This window comes from Sphingopyxis sp., from assembly GCF_040216815.1.
Classification (GTDB): domain Bacteria; phylum Pseudomonadota; class Alphaproteobacteria; order Sphingomonadales; family Sphingomonadaceae; genus Sphingopyxis.
The window spans coordinates 56,807-77,987 of the sequence record NZ_JAVJOJ010000003.1; the positions used below are offsets into that span (position 1 = coordinate 56,807).

At 65.1% G+C, this 21,181-nt stretch carries 22 protein-coding genes; 11 read left to right on the plus strand and 11 right to left on the minus strand.

The window, feature by feature from the left end:
• Positions 1-19 precede the first annotated feature (19 nt).
• On the plus strand, positions 20-1,336 hold the full coding sequence (gene aptA, locus RIA72_RS02910) for an omega-aminotransferase AptA (RefSeq protein WP_350030871.1): 1,317 nt from the start codon (positions 20-22) through the stop codon (positions 1,334-1,336).
• Positions 1,337-1,361: 25 nt separating this feature from the next.
• Here aptA and RIA72_RS02915 read toward each other — a convergent pair whose 3' ends face one another.
• Positions 1,362-2,609: an ATP-binding protein gene (locus tag RIA72_RS02915; RefSeq protein ID WP_350030872.1), complete on the minus strand. Its 1,248-nt coding sequence runs from the start codon at positions 2,607-2,609 to the stop codon at positions 1,362-1,364.
• 151 nt (positions 2,610-2,760) lie between these two features.
• Between RIA72_RS02915 and RIA72_RS02920 the strand changes: the two genes are divergently transcribed.
• Positions 2,761-3,171, plus strand: a complete 411-nt coding sequence (locus RIA72_RS02920; protein ID WP_350030873.1) for a hypothetical protein — start codon at positions 2,761-2,763, stop codon at positions 3,169-3,171.
• 60 nt (positions 3,172-3,231) lie between these two features.
• Complete coding sequence (locus RIA72_RS02925; protein ID WP_350030874.1) at positions 3,232-4,233, plus strand: fumarylacetoacetate hydrolase family protein; 1,002 nt, start codon at positions 3,232-3,234, stop codon at positions 4,231-4,233.
• 65 nt (positions 4,234-4,298) lie between these two features.
• Here the strand turns inward: RIA72_RS02925 and RIA72_RS02930 are convergent, their stop codons facing one another.
• From RIA72_RS02930 to RIA72_RS02960, 7 genes are all read right to left on the minus strand, one after another.
• Positions 4,299-5,342, minus strand: coding sequence for a type II secretion system F family protein (locus RIA72_RS02930; RefSeq protein ID WP_350030875.1), 1,044 nt, complete (start codon positions 5,340-5,342; stop codon positions 4,299-4,301).
• A 13-nt stretch (positions 5,343-5,355) separates the two neighbouring features.
• Positions 5,356-6,288 (minus strand): type II secretion system F family protein, encoded by a 933-nt coding sequence (locus tag RIA72_RS02935; RefSeq protein ID WP_350030876.1) that lies wholly within the window; start codon positions 6,286-6,288, stop codon positions 5,356-5,358.
• 95 nt (positions 6,289-6,383) lie between these two features.
• Positions 6,384-7,655 carry a pilus assembly protein CpaE gene (locus tag RIA72_RS02940; protein ID WP_350030877.1) on the minus strand — a complete coding sequence of 424 codons (1,272 nt, stop codon included), beginning with the start codon at positions 7,653-7,655 and terminating at the stop codon, positions 6,384-6,386.
• The gene (locus RIA72_RS02945) at positions 7,652-8,293 is read right to left on the minus strand and encodes a CpaD family pilus assembly protein (RefSeq protein WP_350030878.1); all 642 of its coding nucleotides are present in this window, start codon (positions 8,291-8,293) and stop codon (positions 7,652-7,654) included. Before RIA72_RS02945 ends, RIA72_RS02940 begins: the two co-directional genes overlap by 4 nt.
• Positions 8,294-8,319: 26 nt before the next feature.
• A complete protein-coding gene (locus tag RIA72_RS02950; protein ID WP_350030879.1) occupies positions 8,320-9,801 on the minus strand; it encodes a type II and III secretion system protein family protein in 1,482 nt (493 codons plus the stop codon).
• Position 9,802: 1 nt separating this feature from the next.
• The gene (gene cpaB, locus RIA72_RS02955) at positions 9,803-10,837 is read right to left on the minus strand and encodes a Flp pilus assembly protein CpaB (protein WP_350030880.1); all 1,035 of its coding nucleotides are present in this window, start codon (positions 10,835-10,837) and stop codon (positions 9,803-9,805) included.
• A gap of 47 nt (positions 10,838-10,884) precedes the next feature.
• Entirely contained in the window at positions 10,885-11,373 is a 489-nt protein-coding gene (locus RIA72_RS02960) for an A24 family peptidase (RefSeq protein ID WP_350030881.1), read from the minus strand.
• A 97-nt stretch (positions 11,374-11,470) separates the two neighbouring features.
• Here RIA72_RS02960 and RIA72_RS02965 point away from each other — a divergent pair, with 97 nt between their 5' ends.
• Positions 11,471-12,601 (plus strand): NAD(P)/FAD-dependent oxidoreductase, encoded by a 1,131-nt coding sequence (locus RIA72_RS02965; protein WP_350030882.1) that lies wholly within the window; start codon positions 11,471-11,473, stop codon positions 12,599-12,601.
• An 88-nt stretch (positions 12,602-12,689) separates the two neighbouring features.
• Positions 12,690-12,866 carry a YegP family protein gene (locus tag RIA72_RS02970; protein WP_350030883.1) on the plus strand — a complete coding sequence of 59 codons (177 nt, stop codon included), beginning with the start codon at positions 12,690-12,692 and terminating at the stop codon, positions 12,864-12,866.
• 18 nt (positions 12,867-12,884) lie between these two features.
• On the opposite strand, the gene rnhA is transcribed toward RIA72_RS02970, so the two are convergent.
• From rnhA to ispH, 3 genes are read right to left on the minus strand one after another with little or no spacing between them, the layout of a single operon-like run.
• Positions 12,885-13,337 carry a ribonuclease HI gene (gene rnhA / locus RIA72_RS02975; protein ID WP_350030884.1) on the minus strand — a complete coding sequence of 151 codons (453 nt, stop codon included), beginning with the start codon at positions 13,335-13,337 and terminating at the stop codon, positions 12,885-12,887.
• Positions 13,334-14,296 (minus strand): homoserine kinase, encoded by a 963-nt coding sequence (gene thrB / locus RIA72_RS02980; RefSeq protein WP_350030885.1) that lies wholly within the window; start codon positions 14,294-14,296, stop codon positions 13,334-13,336. The genes rnhA and thrB overlap by 4 nt, the downstream gene beginning before the upstream one ends.
• Positions 14,296-15,276, minus strand: a complete 981-nt coding sequence (ispH, locus tag RIA72_RS02985) for a 4-hydroxy-3-methylbut-2-enyl diphosphate reductase (RefSeq protein WP_350030886.1) — start codon at positions 15,274-15,276, stop codon at positions 14,296-14,298. Before ispH ends, thrB begins: the two co-directional genes overlap by 1 nt.
• Before the next feature lie 136 nt (positions 15,277-15,412).
• On the opposite strand from ispH, the gene RIA72_RS02990 reads away from it, so the two are divergent.
• The 6 genes from RIA72_RS02990 (at position 15,413) to scpB (ending at position 21,165) form a co-directional block, all read left to right on the plus strand.
• On the plus strand, positions 15,413-16,084 hold the full coding sequence (locus tag RIA72_RS02990; RefSeq protein WP_350030887.1) for a hypothetical protein: 672 nt from the start codon (positions 15,413-15,415) through the stop codon (positions 16,082-16,084).
• 132 nt (positions 16,085-16,216) lie between these two features.
• A complete protein-coding gene (argS, locus tag RIA72_RS02995; RefSeq protein WP_350030888.1) occupies positions 16,217-17,944 on the plus strand; it encodes an arginine--tRNA ligase in 1,728 nt (575 codons plus the stop codon).
• Positions 17,944-18,666, plus strand: a complete 723-nt coding sequence (locus RIA72_RS03000; protein WP_350030889.1) for an SPOR domain-containing protein — start codon at positions 17,944-17,946, stop codon at positions 18,664-18,666. Before argS ends, RIA72_RS03000 begins: the two co-directional genes overlap by 1 nt.
• Positions 18,667-18,774: 108 nt before the next feature.
• Positions 18,775-19,782, plus strand: coding sequence for a beta-N-acetylhexosaminidase (gene nagZ, locus RIA72_RS03005; RefSeq protein WP_350030890.1), 1,008 nt, complete (start codon positions 18,775-18,777; stop codon positions 19,780-19,782).
• Positions 19,783-19,789: 7 nt separating this feature from the next.
• The gene (locus RIA72_RS03010; RefSeq protein WP_502957926.1) at positions 19,790-20,575 is read left to right on the plus strand and encodes a segregation and condensation protein A; all 786 of its coding nucleotides are present in this window, start codon (positions 19,790-19,792) and stop codon (positions 20,573-20,575) included.
• Positions 20,572-21,165, plus strand: a complete 594-nt coding sequence (gene scpB, locus RIA72_RS03015; RefSeq protein ID WP_350030891.1) for an SMC-Scp complex subunit ScpB — start codon at positions 20,572-20,574, stop codon at positions 21,163-21,165. The genes RIA72_RS03010 and scpB overlap by 4 nt, the downstream gene beginning before the upstream one ends.
• Positions 21,166-21,181: the final 16 nt, after the last annotated feature.

Genomic DNA, 21,181 nt, shown 5'->3' on the forward strand with positions numbered 1-21,181 from the left:
GAGGCAGGAGCAGGTTAGAATGCACGGTGACAACGACCAACTGGCCGCCTTCTGGATGCCCTTCACCGCCAACCGAGCGTTCAAGAGCCAGCCGCGTCAGCTCGTTTCGGCGCGCGGGATGTATTACCAGTCAAGCGACGGGCGGCAGATACTCGACGGCACGTCGGGCCTTTGGTGCAGCAATGCGGGCCATTGCCGGGCCGAGATTGCAAAGGCCATCGCCGACACCGCCGCGACGCTCGATTTCGCGCCGACCTTTCAGCTCGGCCACCCGCGTGCCTTCGAGCTTGCGCAGCGCCTTGGCGCGCTGATGCCGGCGGGGCTCGACCGCATTTTCTTCACCAACAGCGGCTCCGAATCGGTCGATACCGCGCTGAAAATCGCGCTGGCGGTTCAGCGTGCCAATGGGCAGGGAATGCGTACGCGGCTGATCGGGCGCGAACGTGGCTATCATGGCACGGGCTTTGGCGGGATCAGCGTCGGCGGCATCGTCAACAATCGCCGGGCCTTCGGCGGCGGATTGCCGGGCGTCGATCATCTCCGCCATACGCACGATCCAAAGCGCAACGCCTTCAGTCGCGGCTTCCCGCAGCACGGCGCCGAACTCGCCGACGACCTGCAACGCCTCGTCGACCTGCATGGCGCCGAAACGATCGCCGCGGTGATCGTCGAGCCGATGGCGGGCTCGACCGGCGTGCTGATACCGCCCGTCGGTTATCTGGCGCGGCTGCGCGAGATTTGCGACCGTCATGGCATCATCCTGATTTTCGATGAGGTCATCACGGCCTTTGGCCGCGTCGGCGGCGCAACTGCGGCAGAGGCGTGGGGTGTGACGCCCGACATCATCACGATGGCAAAGGGGCTGACCAACGCTGCGGTGCCGATGGGCGCGGTGGCGGTGAAGCGCGCGTTGCACGATGTGCTGATCGAAAGCGTACCGGGCGGAATCGAGCTTTTCCACGGCTACACCTATTCGGGGCATCCGCTGGCGAGCGCGGCGGGACTGGCGACGCTCGACCTTTACGCGCGCGACGGGCTGTTCGACCGGGCAAGCACGCTCGGCGCCTATTGGGAGGATGCAGCGCAAAGCCTGAAAGGGCGGCGACATGTCATAGACATCCGCACGATCGGCCTTGTCGCCGGGATCGAACTCGATCCGCGCCCCGGCGCACCGACTGCGCGCGCGATGGAGCTGTTCCATGCCTGTTTCGATAACGGCTTGCTGGTGCGCGCGACCGGCGACATCATTGCCCTGTCGCCGCCGCTGATCGTCGAGAAGGAGCAGATCGACGAGATGTTCGGCATGATTGCCGGGTTGCTCGACCGGATCGACTAGGACTCCATCCTATAGGGTCCTGATCCTAGGAGTTCTCGCCCTGGGCACCGGTCACGAGCGGGAACGTCACCGAAACGCGGGTGCCCTTGCCCAGTTCGCTGGCGATGTCGAGCTGGCCCTGGTGGCGCTCGCCGATATGCTTGACGATGGCGAGGCCGAGGCCGGTGCCGCCGACCGAACGGCTGCGTGCCTCGTCGACGCGGTAAAAGCGTTCGGTCAGCCGCGGGATATGGTCCGGCGCAATTCCATCGCCTTCGTCGCTCACCGACAGCCGGACGCGCGCCCCTTCGCGCAGCAGCTCGACCGTCACCGGCGTTCGGGGGCGTCCATATTTCATCGCGTTCGAAATGATGTTGTGGGCCAGCTGGCCCAGTTGTGCCGCGTCGCCCAGCATGAGCAGCGGCGCGTCATCCAAAACCGCGACGATGTCTCGGGGTCGCTCGGCCTCGCTGTCTTGCAGTTGCGCGATGGTGTGGCGCACGATTGCGGTCAGGTCGACTTCGGTGGTCGGGCGGCGGAAGCGGTCGGCCTCGACGCGCGAGATCGACAGCAGGTCGATGACCAGCTGTTGCATCCGCCGCGCCTCGCGTTCGATAATCGAAAGGAAGCGGTGCCGCGTCGGCGCGTCGGCTTCGCCGTTCATGTCCTGGAGCGTTTCGACATAGCCAAGAATGGCGGCAAGCGGCGTGCGCAGCTCGTGGCTTGCATTGGCGACGAAATCGGACCGCATCCGGTCGGCGGCGTCCAGTGCCGACCGATCCGCGAGGAACACGATCCTTTCGCGGTTCGACAATGCCGCGACGCGCATTGTCCAGCGTTGCCCCGGACGAGGGAAATCGAGGAGATTGATCGTCTCGAGCGCGGCATCGGCATCGTTGCGCGACAGCCATTCGGCGGCAACGGGGTGGCGGATCGCGGTGCGGATGTCGGCGCCGACGATATGCCGGCCGAGCAGTCGGATCGCGGCGTCGTTGGCAATCGCCACGATATTGTCGGCGACGCCGAGCAACGGGTCTTTTTCCTGATCGACCCAGCGAGCGAAATCGGGATGGCGCAGAAACGAGACCGGCGGCGCTTCGGCAGGCGCTTGCGCTGCCGCAGAGCCTTCGACCGCGGCCGGAGGCAGCGCGCTGTAAACCGTCGCGGCTGCAAGGACACCTGCTGTCAGCATCATGGCGATGCCCAGCGGATCGCCGCCCGCCAGTGCGGCGAAAATCGCCGCGATGCCGATCAGCGTCAGTGCGATGACAAGGCTGGACAGTCGATCGAACATGCGCGGCCCGCGTCGCACAAAGCGGGGGAGGGGCGCAAGCCGCTTTATAGGGGGTTAATCCTTTACTGCGCCTTGTGCCAAAGCGGGAAGTTGTGGCGGCATGTCCGGTCTTTCGCTTTTCCTCGGCGCTTCCTTGCGTTATGCGCCTGCCATGGAAAACCACGACGCTCCGGTCGATCGACCCGACACCGACGAAACGGCACCCTCGCGGCGCCGGATGCTCGCGCTTGGCGCGGCGGGGGTGTCGGCGGCGTTGACGATCCGCCCGGCTTTTGCGCAAACCGCCGTATCGGTCATGAACTGCCAGATCCCCGTTCCGGGGCCGACCGCGGCGGGTCAATATATCGATGCGGCGGGCAAGCTGGTTCCTCCGGGAACCAAGGGCGCTTTTCCCGGAGCACCGCGGCCCTTTACGGGCGAGGAAGTGAAGCGCGCGTTCCGCGGCCGCACGCTTCCCGGCACGACCTATGACCAGTCGCAGGCCTATCTTCAGTACATCCGGCGCTTGCAGGCGGGCCAGAGCGGCTTTACCTGTTTCGCATCGATCACGACGTCGCGCTGATTATCGCTTCCCGACAGGCGATGACGGTTTTCAGCCGCATCGTCAGACAAGGGAGTTTTCGTGAAACTAGCTTCGCTCAAACAGGGCCGCGACGGCCGGCTTGTCGTCGTTTCGGACGATCTCGCCTGGTACGCCGATGCTGCGGCGGTCGCGCCGACGATGCAGGCGGCGCTCGATAATTGGGCCGATGCCGCGCCGCGGCTTGCTGCGCTGGCCGAAGATCTCAACCATGACGCGATTCCGAAGGAGCGTTTTCACGAGCGCGACGCGGCTTCGCCGCTGCCGCGCGCCTATCAATGGGCGGACGGCAGCGCTTATGTGAACCATGTCGCGTTGGTGCGGCAGGCGCGCGGCGCCGAAATGCCCGACAGCTTCTGGCACGATCCGCTGATGTATCAGGGAGGCAGCGATGCTTTCCTGGGGCCGCGCGATCCGATCCCGCTCGGCGATCCGGCGTGGGGGTGCGACATGGAGGCGGAGGTCGTCGTTGTCACCGACGATGTCCCTGCCGGGATCGATGCCGTCGCCGCGCGCAGCAAGATCCTGCTCGTCGGGCTTACCAACGATGTTTCGCTACGCGGCCTTATTCCCGGTGAGCTTGCCAAGGGCTTCGGCTTTTTCCAATCGAAGCCGTCGAGCGCGATGTCGCCGGTCTTCGTGACGCCCGATGCGCTGGGCGAGCGCTGGCGGGACGGCAAGCTTCACGGGACGCTGTGCGTCGACCTCAACGGTCAGCCGCTCGGCCGCGCTGACGCGGGCGTCGACATGACGTTCGATTTCGGCCAACTCATCGCTCATGCCGCCAAGACGCGGAATCTGGGGGCTGGCACGATCATCGGGTCGGGCACCGTGTCGAACCGCGATTCCGATGGTGGCCCCGGCAGGCCGGTCGACGACGGCGGAGTCGGCTATAGCTGTCTGGCCGAAGTGCGGACAGTCGAAACGATCCGCCATGGCAAGCCCAGCACGCCCTTTATGAAGCGCGGCGACACCGTCTGTATCTGGATGGACGACGAACGCCACCACAGTATTTTCGGCGCGATCGAACAGAGCGTTGCCTGACGCATAAACGAGGGAGGGCGGAATCGCTTCCGCCCTCCCGTATCGATCGAAACGGGTTCGGCTGCCTATTTGCCGCCGAAGCTGCCGCCCGACATGGCATCGGCCAGCGAACAGGCCGCCGGACCCAGAATCACGATGAACAGTACCGGCAGAATGAACAGGATCAGCGGAACGGTCATGATCGCGGGCAGGCGCGCGGCCTTTTCTTCGGCCCGCATCATGCGTTCGTTGCGAAATTCCGCCGACAACACGCGCAGCGCGCTCGCCAGCGGCGTGCCATATTTTTCGGTCTGAATCATCGTCGTGACGACGCCCTTCACCGATTCCAGATTGACGCGATAGGCCAGGTTCTCGAACGCCTGTCGACGCTCGGTCAAAAATCCGAGCTCGATCGAGGTCAACGCAAATTCCTCGCCGAGTTCGGGATAGGCGCGGCCCAATTCTTTCGACACGCGTGCAAAGGCGGAGTCCACCGTCAGGCCGGCCTCGGCGCAGATGACGAGGAGGTCGAGCGCATCGGGAAGCCCCTTGCGGATCGCATCGGTACGCTTCTGGCGCATATTGTCGACGAACAGGTCGGGTGCCTTATAACCGAGGATGAGCGCGCCCATCGTGAAACCCGAACGCTTGAGCGACGTCAGCGTCGGCCACATGTCGACGATATAGATCAGAAAGATGGCCGTCCCGCCGAACAGGATCGGCAAGACCATCCGCCCGAAAATGACGGCGACAGCCAGATCTTTCGATCGGATACCGGCCTGCGCGAGCTTTTGCTGGACTTCCTTGATCTGTTCTTCCTGCAGGACCTGCAGGCGACCAAGGAAGTTGCGCATCCTGTCAGCGGTCTGGTTCTTGCGCACCAGCCGCGCGCGACGCTTCGCGGTCGAAGCGGTGATCCCGGCCTTCAGCTGCTCGCGGCGTTCATTGAGCGCCTTGACGCGCTTGGTCATCGGGTTGCGAACGGTGAGTGCGTTATAGATCGCCACAAGCACGGCAAAGACGCCGACCGCTGCCAGCACGGTGCCGGCCCACACGACGTCGATTCCGAGGATCGTCGGGCCGCCCTGGGTGCCCGAAAAGGCCGCGGTGATAAGGAGGCTGCTGGTCATGATCTTTGCCCCCTCAAATCTCGAAATTGACCATCTTGGCCATGATGCCGGCCCCGATACTCATCCAGATCAGCCCGCCGATGCCGGCCACGATCAGTCGCTGTTCGACAAAGAAGCCCGCGAGGTAGGTGGGGTTCACGACCCACACAACCCCGAACACGAAGAAGGGGAGGGCGCCGACGATATAGGCCGATGCCTTGGCTTCCGACGACATGGCGCGGATCTTCAGCTTCATCTGGGCGCGCTTGCGAAGCACGTCCGACAGATTGGCCAGCGTTTCCGCCAGATTACCGCCGGTTTCGCGCTGGATCTGGATTGTGATGCAAAAGAATTGGAACTCGGGGGTGCCGAGCATATCGGCCGATTCCTGGAGCGCTGCCTCCATCGTGTTGCCGATGCGGATGCGTTCGATGACGCCCTTGAACTCTTCGCCGACCGGACCCGGCAGTTCCTGGCTGACCACCTGAAAGGTCTCCGTGACCGGCAGGCCCGAGCGCAGCCCGCGCACGAGCAGGTCGATCGCGTCGGGAAAGCGGGCGTTGAATTGCGCGACACGCTTCCTGATCGCCAGACCGACGACCAGATAGGGCAGGCCAAGGCTGAGCATCAGGCCGACGAGGGCGGCCATTGCGAAAGGCGCGCGGATGATCAACATGGCGCCGGTCGCCACCACGAACAGGCCCATCGACGCGAACATATATTGGGTGAGCGTCCAGCGCTTTCCCGTCCGGCGGATGCGCTTTTCCAGCTCTTCGCGGCGCGGCAGCAGGCTGGTCAGCGATGAACCGCCCCGGTTTCCGCTCGACTGGATCGTCTTGCGCATCTGCGCGGCCACCACGGCTTCGGTCGACGCGGCATGCCGGTCCTTCACCATCGCCAGCCGCCGGGACTTGGCTTTGCTGGCCGACGGACCGCCCAGCAAAATCACAAGGACGGCCAGGGCCATCACGGCTCCGACGATGATAAGGATGACGGGCAGGTTCATGATCAACTGGGTCCGCTTCTGTCGCTGGTCGTCGCGGCGGCGCGTCTAACGCGCCGTCACGCGGCCTGTTTCGTACCTTTTTTGGTAAACCCAAGCTTGCCGAGCAGCGAGCCGCCGGCCTTGCCCTTTGCAGAGGCCGCCGCGGCCTCTTCGGCCTCGACATCGGCGCCGTCGAGAATCAGGCGCATCAGGTTGTTCCAAACCTGCGCCGCTTTGGTGCCCTTGCACGTTTCGGCATAGGATTTGCCAAGCTTCGCCGCTTGCGCCACCAATTTGGGATCGAACGGAATGACAATGTCGATCGGGCGTTCGATCGAGGATTCGAACTCCTTGCGCGACAATTCGCCGATCGCGCTCTGGAACTTGTTCGCAACCAGCACGACACGTGCGCCGGGTACATTTTGTTTGAACCACGACAGGAGGCGGATCGTATCGCGCGCCGCGGCGAGCGTGATGTCGCTGACGAGCAGGATCGTCCCCGCTTCGGACACCAGATGCGGAAAGGGGATCAAGACCTGACGCGGAATGTCCACAATCGTCATCTCGAACGCATTGCGCAGCTCTTCTTCCAGCTGGAAAAAAGCCGAACCGTCGGTCAACACCGGCTGATGGATCGGCGCTTCGGCCGACAGAAGGCTGAGCTTGTCCGATGCACGCACCATCGCGCGTTCGATAAACAGCCCGTCGATGCGGCTGGGGTTGTCGATCGCGTCGATCAGCCCGCGGCCGGGTTCGAGGTCGAGCGTCAGCGCGCCGGTTCCGAAATGCACGTCGAGGTCGAGCAGCGCGGTCTGGCGATCGGCTTGCTCGCTGATTGCCCAGGCGAGCGAGGTCGACACCATCGACGCCCCGACGCCGCCGCGAACGCCGACGACCGCCATCATGTGATGCGGCTTGTCGTCGTGCATGTCGGCATGTTTCGGCGCCGAAAGCATCGCCTGCGCCATCGTCAGCGATTCGCGCACCTGGTCCAGCGACAAGGGCTTCAGCAGATAGTCCTGGATTCCGCTCGACAGCAGGTCGCGATAGAGCCGAACGTCGTTGACCTGGCCCGCCGCAATCACGACGGTGCCGGGCTCGCAGACTTCGGCCAGCGCGTTGATGTCGTTGATTGGATCGCCCGATTCCGACATGTCGACGAACAGGATGTTCGGGCTTGCCGACACGGACAGCGATTGCACCGCGTTCCGCAGCCCGCCCTTGTTACACTTTTCCATCGGCCAGCCCATGTCGGCAGCCGCGACGCGGATCAACTCCAGCGTATCGTCGTCGCACACAAAGGCGTTGAAGGGATCGCGCAGCGATGCAGATTTGAAAGGAGCGTTCACTGGCCGCCTCCGCTGGTGGGTGCCTTGGTCAGTCCGCCGACACCGGTTTGGGGTTTCGTGCGATAGGTCTGGATCGCGCGCGTCGCGGCAGCCGGATCGGTTCCGGTGTCGCGCGTGCCCTTGATCAGATCATTGGGGTCGGCGACCATCGCAGCAAGGTTGCTGTTCGTTGCGCAGCCATAGTTCGACGAGGTCGCGTTGACCGGGTTCAGCGACGATTTGCTGCTCCAGTCGGGACACCCCGGAACCGAGGCCGATGCGCGCGTCACGACGATGCGCAAATGCCCGTCGGGCACCGCCCCGGTGGTCACGGGAACATCCCTGCTCAACAGCAGTCCGCGGCGTTCGACCATCGCGCGGACGGTCGCCTGCGCCGACGCGGCGCCGTAAAGCGACGAATCCTCGATCGCCACACGGTCGCCGTAACGGATGCCCATCGCGTCGAACCAGCCTTGCAGGCGGCCCTGCTCGCTGGGCGGCAGTTCGCCTCCACTCGCGGCGACGTCGAACTGATAGATGGCGTTGCGCACGACCGGCTGATGCACCGATTCCAGGCTGCGATTGCTATAGCCGCTGCCCGTGCAACCGGCGAGTGTCGCCGCCAGCGCCAGGACCGTGCAAGTTGCGATATTTTTCATCACTTTAGCTCCTGAAGTCGGTCGCGTCACTTGATGCTGAAACCAGGCGACACGTCGCTGCTGCCACCGCGCGGGCGGTCGGCGTCGCCGACATTGTTGTCGAGCCGCGGTTTCGGCCGATCGCCACCGGTCACGCCGTCGCTCGTCTGATTGAGCAGCAGGCGCTGCAGATCATTGGTGTCGCGGAACGCGTCGGTCGGCAGCTTGATGTCGTTCGCCGACACGGGCTCGACGAGATAGGGCGTGACGACGATGACGAGTTCGGTTTCGCCGCGGCGGAAGCTGTCCGATTTGAAGAGCGCGCCGAGCAGCGGCACATCGCCAAGGCCGGGCATCTTGTCGATGGCGCCGATCGAACGATTGTTGAGCAGCCCCGCGATCATAAAGCTTTCGCCCGAGCCCAGTTCGACGGTTGTTTCGGCGCGGCGGATTGTGAGCGCGGGGACCTGAAAGCCCTGCATCTCGATCGCGCCTTCGGTCGACAGTTCCGACACTTCGGGGCGGACGCGCAGGCTGATCCGCCCGTTCGACAGCACCGTCGGCGTATAGGCCAGGCTGACGCCATATTTGCGATATTCGATCGTCGTCCCCGCAAAGTTGCCGGGGATCGGCACGGGAAATTCGCCGCCCGCCAGGAAATCGGCAGTTTCGCCCGAAATCGCGGTCAGATTGGGCTGCGCGAGCGTCGCGACCAGTCCCGACCGTTCACCGATGTCGAGCGAGGCGATCAGGTCGAGCCCGAACAGACGGCCCGCGCCGGCAAGGCTGCGCGTCCCGGGCGGCGTGGTGATCGTGTAAACGGTCCGGCCATTGGCGTCGGTCGTGATCGTACCGGCCTGACGGCCGCCGAAGACGCCGCCCAGAAAGCCGTTGCCGAGCGGGCCGTCGGTGTCGCGGGTCAACAGGTTGCCGCTCATTTCCTTGACCAGCGAGCGGTTCACCTCGGCAATACGAACCTGCAAATTGACCTGGAGCGGCGTTGCCGTGCGCAGGCGCGACAGCACTTTGGTCTGTTCGCCGACGAACGCCTGGACAAGCCGTTCGGCTTCGGCCGCATCGTCGGGCGACTGGACGGTGCCGGTCAGCAGGACAAAGCCGTTCATCGTGTTGGCCGCAATGCTCGCTTCCGGCATCGCCAGCGACAGCATCTGGTCGATCGTCTCGATATTGTTGCCGACGCGTGCGACGGTCGAGAAAACGACCCGGCCGCTGGCGTCGGTTGCATAGATGCTGGTCTCGCCGGGCGTCTTGCCGAACACATAAAGCTGACGGCTGGAGCGCACCTGAACGTCGGCCACCTTGTCGTCGGCGACAAAGACGTCGCTCATCGCCGCGGGCAGGCTGATCAGGCGCCCGCGGCCGACCGACAGGTCGATGCTGCTGCTCGCATTCTGGACGGCCTGTGCCGTGGCGGGCTGTGAAGGCGCCGCGGCCAGCGTGGCGGCCACCAGGCCGATGGCCAGGGTCCGCGCCAGAGCCGCGGCCCTGAAATTGGCTTTGCTGTTCATCTTACTTACCCCCAACCGGAACTTCGGTCATCTTGTCGCCGCGGGTCACGCGCACGACCGGGCCCACCGGAACCGAAGCACCGCGTCCATCATAGGTCGGCACGTTATTGCCCCTGTTGTCGGCCTGTTGCCGCGGCGCGGACACCCGCCCGCGCACCGGGATCCAGAAGCGCGATACGTCGCCGCCGGTCGTCGCCGACGAACGGCTGGCGACGGGGCGCGCGGCCGCCTGGGCCAGCATCTTGCGTTCGGCGGCGGTCCCGCCCGATGCCGGTACTTCGATTTCGCCCGAAGCGATGGCAGCATCGAGTTCGCCGGCGCTTTCGGCCAGCGGGCGAAGCGCGAGCGAAAGGCGGCCCATGCCCTGTGCAACCGCGATCTTCTCGGCGATCTCCGGCGTAGCCTCCAGCGTCACCGAGCCAAAGGTGCGCACGGGGGTCTTGCCCGTCTCGTCCTCGGCGTCGTAGCGCTGGTCGGTCGCAAGGACGCGGATGTTGCGAACGATGGTTTCGGCGGTGAAGATCTGGTCGTCGGGATAGCTGCTCCCCTTTTCGACATCGATCGTCTGCATCAGCATCACGTCGACGCGGTCGCCCGGAAAGACGAAGCCGGCGACGCCCTGTTCCTGCGATACCTTGACGGTGATCGCGCGCATCCCCGGGCCGAGCGCCGCTGCCAGAAAACCGCGATCGTCGGGATGGACGAGCGCGCCCTGCGTCAGCGGCTGCCCCGCCGTGATCGGGTGGCGCACGACGGTGCCGACCAGCGTGTTCACGTCGGTCTTTTCCTTGACGAAATAGGCGTTCTCGACCAGCTCTTTCGGCCAGGGCTGGAACCGGAAGCTATCCGGCCCGATGATGGTGCCGATCGGCAGTTGCCGCGTTGCAACCAGGATCATCGGTCCCGTAATCTCCGGCGCCGCCGCCGCGCGCGCAGCCGGTGCCCCCGCACCGCGCATCATGTAGTTGACGCCGAATGCCGCGCCGATGGCAATCACCAGCGCGCCCACGATCAGCATAATCTTTCGCGTGTCCATGACGATTTTTCGCCTCCTGCACCGTCCGGAAACGGCGGTGCTTGCCCTCAGGTCAAACCGATAGCCTGAAACTGGTTAAGATAGTGTTGGTGAAGCGCCCACAGCCCCGCAGCGGCGATGGCAACGCCATAGGGCACCTCGACCGGCGTGGCCGAAGAACGCCATTTCATGTGGATGAGCATGATCGCCGACAGGATGCCGCCACCGACCGCCATGACCATCAGCATGGGCAGAAACAGGGGCAGCGGGATCCACAGCATCACCGCGCCGATCATCTTGACATCGCCGCCGCCCATCGCACCGATCGCAAAAAGGCCCGCGAAGACGGCAAAGACCAGCAAGGCCGCGCCGAACTGGACCGGCACGTCGGGCCAGATCGTCAGTCCCGACACGATCCAGAACGGGACCGCCAATATCGCCATCGCGGCGTTAAGCTCGTTGGAAATCGTACGCGACCGGATGTCGCTGACCGCTGCGGCGACCATCATCAGGGCCAGGACGGCCATCAGGCCGAGCGCGAGCGTTCCGTTCTCCATATGGACGCGTCTACGCCGTATGGCTTACCAAAGAGTAACCATCTTGGCTGGGAGGTGCGGCACTTGCATTCCGCGGGACAGCCGATATGCGGCGGGCATGACCGGCGCCGCCCCCTCCGCAACCGACATATTGATCGTGGGCGCGGGAATAGCCGGCGCCAGCCTGGCGGCAGCGCTCGCGCCCTGGCGCCGCGTCGTACTGATCGAGGCGGAGGATGCCCCCGGCTATCACGCCACCGGGCGGTCGGCCGCCTTCTGGCACGAAAGCTACGGCGGGGCCGGGGTGCAGCCGCTGACGCGGGCGTCGCTCAAGGCGCTCGACCGGCCGCCGCCCGAATTCGCCGACCGGGGGTTTCTGGCTCCGCGGACGGCCTTGACCATCGGACAGGCAAAGGACGCGGCGGCGGTCGATGCCTTCGTTGCCGAATTTGCCGCAAAGGGCGTCGACGTCGAGCGTATCTCGGGCGCTGCGATGGCGGAGTATATTCCCGGGCTTCGGCCGCAATGGAGCGAGGCGGCTTTTGAAGCCGCGTGCCGCGACATCGACGTGGGCCGGTTGCACGCGGCCTTTCTGCGCGCCGCCAAGCGTGCGGGGGCCACGCTCGTCAGGCGCGCGCCGCTGCGGCGGGCCCGCAGGGTCGGGCAGGGGTGGGAGGCAGAGGTCGGCGGCTCGACGGTCCATGCCGCATTGCTTGTGAACGCCGCGGGCGCCTGGGCCGACCAGGTCGCCGCCGCCGCCGGTATCGCGCCGGTGGGTATCCGGCCCTATCGCCGAACGATGTTGCAGGTGCGTCTGGCGATGCCGGTTCCGGCGACCCTGCCGCTCGTCGTCGACGTGGGCGGTTCCTTTTATTTCAAGGGCGAAAGCGAGGCGCGCGTGTGGCTTACGCCGCACGACGAAACTCCGGTCGAACCGCATGATGTCGTTCCGGAGGATATCGACGTGGCGATGGCGATCGACCGTTTGCAGTCAGTCGTCGATTGGCCGGTCGCGAGGATCGAGCGCAGATGGGCGGGGCTGCGCAGTTTTACCCCCGACCGGCTGCCGGTCTTTGGTGCCGACCGGAATGAGCCTCGCTTCATCTGGTGCGCGGGGCAGGGCGGCTTCGGCATTCAGACGGCGCCCGCGATCGCGGGGCTGCTTGCCGCGCAGCTTGGCGCCCCGGCGCCCGTCGACGCAATCGCAGCGGTTGATCCATCGCCCTATGCGCCCTCACGCTTTGATTGAACCGATCGGTGCTTGCGCGGCGAAGCGGCTTGGTTAGCATGGGGCCGGCGCGTCACCCCCGGCGCGGACCGACCAAGTGGAGGATGGCATGGCCCATTATTTCGAAATCAAGAAGAACAAGGCCGGCGAATTTGTCGCCTATTTCAAATATAATAGCGAGTCCATCTTCTGGACCGAGGGGTACAGCAGCAAAGCCTCTGCGAAGAATGCGATTGAATCGATCCTGAAAAATGGTCCGGGCGCCGAGGTGCGCGAAACCGACTGAGGAGCTGCGCGCGGGCGTTCAGCGCGCCCGCGCCACTTTCAGGGCGGCGTCGCTGGCAAGCTGGTCGGCCAGTTCGTTGTCGCCATGTCCGGCATGACCCTTGACCCATAGCCACTCGACCTTGTGCCGACCGGCTTCCTTGACCAGCCGCTGCCAGAGATCGGCGTTGGCGACGGGTTTTTTGGCGGCAGTTTTCCATCCGTTCTTCTGCCACCCGAAAATCCATTTGGTGATGCCGTCGCGGACATAGACGCTGTCGGTCGACAGTTCGACGTTGCACGGACGCTTGAGCGCGGCGAGCGCTTCGATCGCAGCCATCAGTTCCATACGGTTGTTCGTCGTGTCAGCCTCCCCGCCGGACAGCGTTTTGACGACATCGCCCCAGCGCAGCACCGCCCCCCAGCCGCCGGGGCCGGGATTGCCCTTGCACGCACCATCGGTGGCGACGATGACGGTTCGGCCGTCGCTCATTTTACGGCAAAGAGCGAAGCGGCGTCGGGCGCCTGATACCGCCGGAGCCGCGCTAGAAATGGCGCGGGATCCTTGCGCGTGACGAGGGCATCGGACGGCGTGTGAACCCAGTCATGCGCGCGCGTCAGCAAAAAGCGCAGCGCGGCGCCGCGCGCCAGTAATGGCAGCGCCGCGATCTCGTCGTCGGTCAGTGCTGTTTCGCGCGCATAACCGCGCATAAGCGCCACCGCGCGGTCGGCATGGCAATGCGTGCCATCGGCGGAAAAAGTCCAGGAAGCGTGCGTGACTGCGACATCATAGGCGCGAAAATCACAGGCCGCGAAATAGAAATCAATGAGGCCGGTTACGCGCTCGCCGAGCATGAGCACATTGTCCGGAAACAGGTCGGCGTGGATGACGTGCGCGGTCAGGTCGTGCGGCCAGTGCGCGTCGAGATAATCGAGTTCGGCGGCAACGATGGCCTGAAGCCCTGGCATCACCACGTCAAGATCGCCGGCGTCCTCGGCGATCGCGCGCCAGTGTGCGTGTCCCATTGTGTTCTCGCGGGCGCCCGCGAAACCCGCAACGGCGCGGTGCATCGCGCCCAATGCCGCCCCTGCCGCCGCGCACTGGCCGACAGTGGGATGCGTCAGCGAAATGCCGGGCAGGAACTGGATAACGCAGGCCGCGCGGCCCGAAACCTGCTGAATGGCCGTTCCGTCGCGGTCGCGGATCATCGCAGGCACGGGACAGCCGCGCCGCGCCAGATGGTCGAGCAGGCCGACAAAGAAGGGCAGATCGCCCTCGCTCACGCGCTTTTCATAAAGCGTCAGGATGAAGCGGCCGCCCGTCGTTTCGAGGAGGAAATTGCTGTTCTCGACGCCTTCGGCAATACCCTTGCACGACACCACGGTGCCGATGTCATATCGGGCGATCAGCGCGGCAAGGTCGTCGGGCTCGACGTGGGTATAAACGGCCATCAGGCTGCTTCGAGGCCGCGCGGGAGTTTGAACACCATGTTCTCTTCAGCCGTAACGACGATGTCCTCGGCGATCGGGCGCACTGCCGCAACTGCGTCGATCACCTCGCGCACCAGCGTTTCGGGCGCGCTTGCGCCCGCGGTAATGCCAAGGGTGCCGATGCCGTCCAGCCAGGTCTGCACGACGTCGGTTCCGCGCTGAACCAGATGGGCCGGCGTTCCGAGCCGCTCGGCCACTTCGACCAGGCGCAGGCTGTTCGAGCTGTTTGGCGCGCCGATCACGATCACCCGGTCGCATTGCGCCGCGATCGCTTTGACCGCTTCCTGCCGGTTTGAGGTCGCATAGCAGATATCTTCGCCGCGCGGCCCGGCGATCGTGGGAAAGCGATGCTGAAGCGCGGCGACGATGTCGCGGGTGTCGTCGACCGACAGGGTGGTCTGCGTCAGAAAGGAAAGATTATCGGGGTCCCGAGGCGCCAGCGCAGCCACGTCATCGACCGATTCCACAAGGGTCATTGCGCCGTTGGGCAATTGTCCCAGCGTCCCCACGACCTCCGGGTGCCCGGCATGGCCGATGAAGATGATATGCCGGTCGGCGTCGTGCGCGCGTTCGGCTTGGCGATGGACCTTGGACACCAGCGGACAGGTTGCATCGATATAGTCGAGTCCGCGCATCTCCGCTTTTGCAGGCACGGCTTTCGGCACGCCATGCGCGCTGAAAACGACGGGAACGCCATCGGGTACCTGATCGAGCGATTCGACGAAGATCGCGCCCCTTGCCTTCAGCGAGTCGACGACATAGCGATTGTGGACGATCTCGTGCCGGACATAGACGGGCGCGCCGTACCGTTCGAGCGCCAGTTCGACGATGCGGATCGCGCGGTCGACACCGGCACAGAAACCACGCGGCGCCGCGATCAGCACCTTGAGCAAAGGGCCGCCTTCGCCCGGGGGCGCTATCGTCGGATCGGGTGCGTTCATGGTGCGCGCGCTCTAGCGCAGCTGGTACCGCGGGGTAAAGCCGCTTCGTCGGTTGCGCCTTGTTCATCGCACCGATAAGAAGCGGCGCGCATGAAACGGGATCGATCGTCCCGGCGCCTGTTTGGAAAGATTTGTCATGATGGCCATTTCGCGTCCCTCCCGCAAGAATTTGACCCTGCTGTGCGGAGCGGCGGCGATGGTGACGGTTGCTGGCTGCGCCAAGGATAACGAGATCGAACTGGCCGGGGGCGTCGGGATTACCGCGACCCGGTCGGCCTGCCCCGCGGTTGCGGTTCCGCTGCACACCGGCGACATCACGCTGTTCGACCCGGCGACCAGCCGCGATGCGCGCGCGATTGATGTGGTCGCCGCGATCACCAATGTGACGCCGCAATGCAACGATAGCGGCGACAAGGTTTATCAGCTCGTGAACTTCGACGTCGTCGCCACGCGTCGCGACGCCGGACCCGCGCGCACGGTAACGCTGCCCTATTATGCCACGGTGCTGCAGGGCGGCACTGCTGTCGTCGCCAAGCGGCTGGGCAACGTCGCCGTGACCTTTGCCGAAGGACAGACGCGCGGGACCGGCCGCGCGCAGGCATCGGCCTATGTCGATCGCGCCGCGGCGACGCTGCCCGCGGACATCCAGGAACGCATTACGCGCCGGCGCAAGGCGGGCGATCAGGACGCGGCGATCGATCCGCTCAGCCTGCCCGAAGTCCGCGCGGCCGTGCAACGGGCGAGTTTTGAACTACTCGTCGGCTTTCAGCTGACGCAGGAACAGCTCGAATATAATGTCCGACGATAGATAGGGCGGCGGCGCCGCGCGCCGTTCGCACCACCGCGCCCCGCTCCGCCGACCGGCGACGCGGGGCTTTTCGCGCCCGCCGAGCTGTTATAGGGCGCGCCCATCCCTTTTGATCGAAGCCAGGCCAGCCCTATGACCCTGTTCCGCCGTTTTTCCGACCATATCGGCGCCGCGCTCGACGCGCTCGCTGCCCGAAACGCCCTTCCGGTAGGACTCGACCGTTCGGCGGTCAGCGTCGAACCGCCGCGCGATGCGGCGCATGGCGACATCGCGACCAATGCCGCCATGGTGCTTGCCAAGCCCGCGGGGATGAACCCGCGCGCGCTCGCCGAGCTGCTCGCTGGCGAACTCGGCGCGCTGGAAGAGGTGGTCGAGGCAAGCGTCGCGGGACCGGGTTTCATCAACCTGCGTCTCGTCGACGACAGTTGGCGCGACGAGCTGGCGCTGATCCACGATCTTGGCGGCGATTACGGCCGTTCGGCGATGGGGCAGGGGCGGCGCGTCAATGTCGAATATGTCTCGGCCAACCCGACGGGACCGATGCACGTCGGTCATTGCCGCGGGGCGGTCGTCGGCGATGCGCTTGCCGCACTGCTGGAATATGCGGGGCACGAGGTGATCCGCGAATATTATGTCAACGATGCGGGCGCGCAGGTCGATGTGCTCGCACGCTCGGTTCATATGCGGTATCGCGAGGCGCTCGGCGAGGATGTGGGCGCGATACCCGAAGGACTTTATCCGGGCGATTATCTGATTCCCGTGGCCCAAAAACTCGCGGCCGAGCATGGTGATCGTTTCGCTGCCGCGCCCGAAAGCGCCTGGCTCGGCCTTTTCCGCGCCGAGGCGGTCAGTGCGATGATGGACATGATCCGCGCCGACCTTGCCAAGCTCGGCATCCATCACGACCTTTTCTCGTCGGAGGCGGAGCTTCAGGCGGCGGGCAAGCCGGCCGCGGCAGAACAATGGCTGCGCGAGCAAGGGCTCGTCTATGACGGACTGCTCGAAGCGCCGAAGGGCGAAACGCCCGAAGATTGGGAACCGGTCGAGCTTCCCCTGTTCCGTTCGACGCAGTTCGGGGACGATCAGGACCGCCCGATCAAGAAATCGGACGGCAGCTGGACCTATTTCGGCGCCGATCTCGCCTATCATTTCCAGAAGAGCGAAACGGCCGACGAGCTGATCGACATCTGGGGCGCCGACCACGCCGGAACGGTGAAACGGATCAAGGCCGCGGTCGCCGCGCTCACCGGCGGCAAGACCCGTTTCGACGTCAAGCTGGTGCAGATGGTGCGGCTGCTCAAAAACGGCGAGCCGTTCAAAATGTCGAAACGCGCCGGAAATTTTGTCACGCTGGCTGATGTCGTCGACGAGGTCGGCAAGGACGCGGTGCGCTTTACGATGCTGACGCGCAAGGCCGACGCGCAGATGGATTTCGACTTCGCCAAGGTCGTCGAGGCATCGCGCGACAATCCGGTCTGGTATCTGCAATATGCGAATGCGCGTATCTCGCGCCTCCGCAAAAAGGCGTCCGATGCAGGGCTCGCGCTTCCGGCTCCGGAGCCGCAGCGGCTCGGCGCCTATGAGCTGGGACTGGTAAAGTTGCTCGCGCAATTCCCGCGGATCGTCGAAGCGGCCGCCTTTGCGCGCGAACCGCACCGGATCGCTTTCTATCTCGCCGATGTCGCGGCGGCGTTTCACGCCTGGTATAATCTGGGCAATGACGATCCGTCGGCGCGGATCGTGCTCGACAATGACCCCGAACTGACCGCGACACGGCTTTATCTGGCGGACGGAATCGGGCAGATTATCCGTAACGGGCTGCAACTCATGGGGGTTGAGGCGCTCGAGGAGATGAATTGATGGCCGGGGACAAGGAAACGGGACAGGATGACGCCGGGCTGGGGCTCGCCGACGAGGACCGGCTGCCGTGGCTCGAAGCCGCCGACGGGTACGAAGATGATGGCGAAGTGTCGCCGGCGCGCCTGCTGATCATGGTGCTGGGCGGTCTTTTGCTGATCGGCGCGGTGCTCGGCGGTCTCTGGTGGGTCCAGAATGGGGGGGCTCGCGGAAAAGGCGAACTGATCGCCGCCGAAAAGGGGGACTATAAGATTGCTCCCGCCAGCGATGGCGCCAAGACGTTCGAAGGCGAAGGCGATGCCAGCTTTTCGGCGAGCGAAGGCGCCGAGCCCGCGGGCAAGGTCGACCCGTCGCGGATGCCGGAAGAGCCCGCCGTGACGGCTGCTGGCCGGGACGCCGCGGCAAAGGCGGCAGCAGCGGCTGCACCCTCCAAAGCCGCCGAGCCCAAGGCAAACGAAAAGGCGGCCCCCGCAGCAGCAGCCGGATCGGGCGGCTCGATGATCCAGCTTGGCGCGTTCAGCAGTGAGGGCGCGGCGGCGAAGGCCTGGACGAACCTGTCGAAACGCTTTGCCTATCTCGCCGACCTCAACCGCGTGATTTCGCCCGCTGAGGTGGGCTCGGGCACGGTCTATCGCTTGCGCGTTCCCGCGGGAACGGCCGCCAATGCCGCAAATTTGTGCGGAAAGCTGCGTGTTGCGGGTGAAAATTGCGTCGTCGTTCGCTGATTCGGCGCGTTTGGCCGCAGACTCCGTTGGTACTATGATGGGGCTGTGGCATGGTGTCGGCCATGGTTGCCGCAGGAGGGGGCGGCGGCCGATGGAGGTTGACGGAGGATGATTCCCGCGATTTTCGGGCTGTCGGGCCCGACCTTGACCGAGGATGAGCGCGCCTTTTTTCGCGACTGCGATCCGGCGGGTTATATCCTGTTCGGGCGCAATATCGAAAACCGCGACCAGCTGCGGCGCCTGACCGACGATCTTCGCAGCCTCGACGGACGCAACAATCTGCCGATCCTGATCGATCAGGAAGGCGGCCGCGTCGCGCGTATGAAGGAACCTGAATGGCCCGCCTTCCCCAGCGGCGCGGCCTTCGATGCGCTTTACGAACGGGCGCCGGCCAGCGCGATCGAGGCCGCGCGGCTTAATGCCATGGCGCTCGCCGCAATGCTCGCCGAAGTCGGGATCACCGTCGACTGTCTGCCGCTGCTCGACGTGCGCCAGCCGGGCGCAAGCGACGTGATCGGCGACCGCGCACTCGGCAGCGAGCCGATGCGTGTTGCCGCGCTCGGCCGGGCGATCCTCAGCGGGCTTCAGGCGGGCGGGGTCGTCGGCATCGTCAAACATATTCCGGGACATGGCCGCGCGCTGCTCGACACGCACGAGGCGCTGCCGACGGTCGTGGCTTCCGATCGGGAGCTTCAGACCGACCTCGCGCCTTTCGCGGCGCTGCGCGACGCGGCGATGGCGATGACCTGCCACGTGATTTTTGCGGCGTGGGACCCGGACCGCCCCGCCACCTTGTCGCCCACGGTCATCGACAGCGTCATTCGCCAGCGGATCGGGTTCCACGGCCTGCTGATGACCGACGACCTCGATATGAAGGCGCTGTCGGGCGACGTTCCATCCCGTGCCGCCGATGCGATCGCCGCGGGGTGCGATATTGCGCTCAACTGTTGGGCGCGAATGGAGGATATGATCGGCATCGCGAACCGGCTCGATCCGATCAGCACCATTTCGCGCGCCCGGCTCGAAGGCGCGATGGACCGGATCAGCGGTGCGCGCGCCGAGAGCGGTTTCGCCGCGCTGGTCGATCAGCGCGACGCGCTGCTGGCGATGGCCTGACGCGCGGATGGAGGGCCTGCCGCTCGAATTTGAGGTCGCGGCACCCATGCCTCCGCGCGATGATGCGCTCCAGCTGTCCTTCGAAAGCTGGGAGGGTCCGCTCGACCTGCTGCTCGCGCTCGCCCGCAACCAGAAGGTCGATCTCAAGCAGATTTCGATACTCGCGCTGGTCGAGCAATATCTGCATTTCATCGCCGAAGCGCGCGAGCTCAAGCTGGAGGTTGCGGCCGATTATCTGGTGATGGCGGCATGGCTCGCCTATCTCAAATCGGCGCTGCTGCTTCCCAAGGACCCGCTCGAAGACCCCTCACCCGACGAGCTTGCGTTACGCCTGCAATTACGGCTCCAACGCCTCGCTGCGATGCGCGAGGCGGCGGCGCGGCTGCTTGCGCGCGACCGCATTGGCCGCGATGTCTTTTTGCGCCCGCGACCCGAAGGGCTGCGCGACGTCAAGGTGCGGCGCTGGGACGCGAGCCTGTTCGACATTCTCGCGGCTTATGGCCAGGTCAAGCTGCGCTCCGAACCCGTCGTCCATATGGTATCGCGGCGGCCCGTCATCACGCTCGACGCCGCGCTCCACCATCTTGAACGGATGCTCGGGGTTCAGCTCGACTGGGGCGAATTGTCGGATTTCCTGCCCGCGGACTATCAAGGCCCGCTCCGCCGTTCGGCAATCGCGTCGAGCTTTGTTGCTGCGCTCGAACTGGCGCGGCAGGGACGGGTCGATCTGAAACAGGAAGGCGCGTTTGCGCCGCTCTATCTGCGCGCGGCTACAGGCGGAGGGGGGACATGATCGACGATCTGGAACGCGCGATCGAGGCGATGCTGTTCGCCAGCGACGAAGCACTCGACGCGCGACAGGTCGCCGGGCGCCTCGGCGACGACATTACGCCAGGGCAGGTGAGGGCGATCATCGAAACTATCGCCCGGCGCCATGCCGGCAGTGGAATCGAACTTGTCGAGCGGGGTGGGCATTGGCATTTTCAGACGCCCGCCGATCTGGCGCACCTGTTGCGCCGCGAACGTGACGATCCGCGCAAGCTGTCGCGCGCGGCGGCCGAAGTGCTGGCGATCATTGCCTATCACGAACCCGTCAGCCGCGCGGAAATCGAGGCGATCCGCGGCGTTCAGACGTCGAAGGGCACGCTCGACGTGCTGATGGAGGCCGAATGGATCGCGCCGGCGGGGCGGCGTGAAGTTCCAGGGCGTCCGCTGATTTACAAGACGACCGACGCCTTCCTGCAACATTTCGGCCTCAACAGCCGCAAGGATTTGCCGGGAATCGAAGATTTGCGCGCAGCCGGCCTGCTCGATCCCGTCGACCTGGCTTTTGAAGCGGCGATGGACGAGCAGGACCTAGTAAAAGACGGCGAAGAGGCTTAGATGAGCCCTTCAAGGA

Coding starts and splice junctions, on each gene's coding strand:
- aptA (WP_350030871.1), top strand. CDS start 20: ATGCACGGTGACAACGACCAACTGGCCGCCTTCTGGATGCCCTTCACC.
- RIA72_RS02915 (WP_350030872.1), bottom strand. CDS start 2,609: ATGTTCGATCGACTGTCCAGCCTTGTCATCGCACTGACGCTGATCGGC.
- RIA72_RS02920 (WP_350030873.1), top strand. CDS start 2,761: ATGGAAAACCACGACGCTCCGGTCGATCGACCCGACACCGACGAAACG.
- RIA72_RS02930 (WP_350030875.1), bottom strand. CDS start 5,342: ATGACCAGCAGCCTCCTTATCACCGCGGCCTTTTCGGGCACCCAGGGC.
- RIA72_RS02935 (WP_350030876.1), bottom strand. CDS start 6,288: ATGGCCCTGGCCGTCCTTGTGATTTTGCTGGGCGGTCCGTCGGCCAGC.
- RIA72_RS02945 (WP_350030878.1), bottom strand. CDS start 8,293: ATGAAAAATATCGCAACTTGCACGGTCCTGGCGCTGGCGGCGACACTC.
- RIA72_RS02950 (WP_350030879.1), bottom strand. CDS start 9,801: ATGAACAGCAAAGCCAATTTCAGGGCCGCGGCTCTGGCGCGGACCCTG.
- cpaB (WP_350030880.1), bottom strand. CDS start 10,837: ATGGACACGCGAAAGATTATGCTGATCGTGGGCGCGCTGGTGATTGCC.
- RIA72_RS02960 (WP_350030881.1), bottom strand. CDS start 11,373: ATGGAGAACGGAACGCTCGCGCTCGGCCTGATGGCCGTCCTGGCCCTG.
- RIA72_RS02965 (WP_350030882.1), top strand. CDS start 11,471: ATGACCGGCGCCGCCCCCTCCGCAACCGACATATTGATCGTGGGCGCG.
- RIA72_RS02970 (WP_350030883.1), top strand. CDS start 12,690: ATGGCCCATTATTTCGAAATCAAGAAGAACAAGGCCGGCGAATTTGTC.
- rnhA (WP_350030884.1), bottom strand. CDS start 13,337: ATGAGCGACGGCCGAACCGTCATCGTCGCCACCGATGGTGCGTGCAAG.
- thrB (WP_350030885.1), bottom strand. CDS start 14,296: ATGGCCGTTTATACCCACGTCGAGCCCGACGACCTTGCCGCGCTGATC.
- ispH (WP_350030886.1), bottom strand. CDS start 15,276: ATGAACGCACCCGATCCGACGATAGCGCCCCCGGGCGAAGGCGGCCCT.
- RIA72_RS02990 (WP_350030887.1), top strand. CDS start 15,413: ATGATGGCCATTTCGCGTCCCTCCCGCAAGAATTTGACCCTGCTGTGC.
- argS (WP_350030888.1), top strand. CDS start 16,217: ATGACCCTGTTCCGCCGTTTTTCCGACCATATCGGCGCCGCGCTCGAC.
- RIA72_RS03000 (WP_350030889.1), top strand. CDS start 17,944: ATGGCCGGGGACAAGGAAACGGGACAGGATGACGCCGGGCTGGGGCTC.
- nagZ (WP_350030890.1), top strand. CDS start 18,775: ATGATTCCCGCGATTTTCGGGCTGTCGGGCCCGACCTTGACCGAGGAT.
- RIA72_RS03010 (WP_502957926.1), top strand. CDS start 19,790: ATGGAGGGCCTGCCGCTCGAATTTGAGGTCGCGGCACCCATGCCTCCG.
- scpB (WP_350030891.1), top strand. CDS start 20,572: ATGATCGACGATCTGGAACGCGCGATCGAGGCGATGCTGTTCGCCAGC.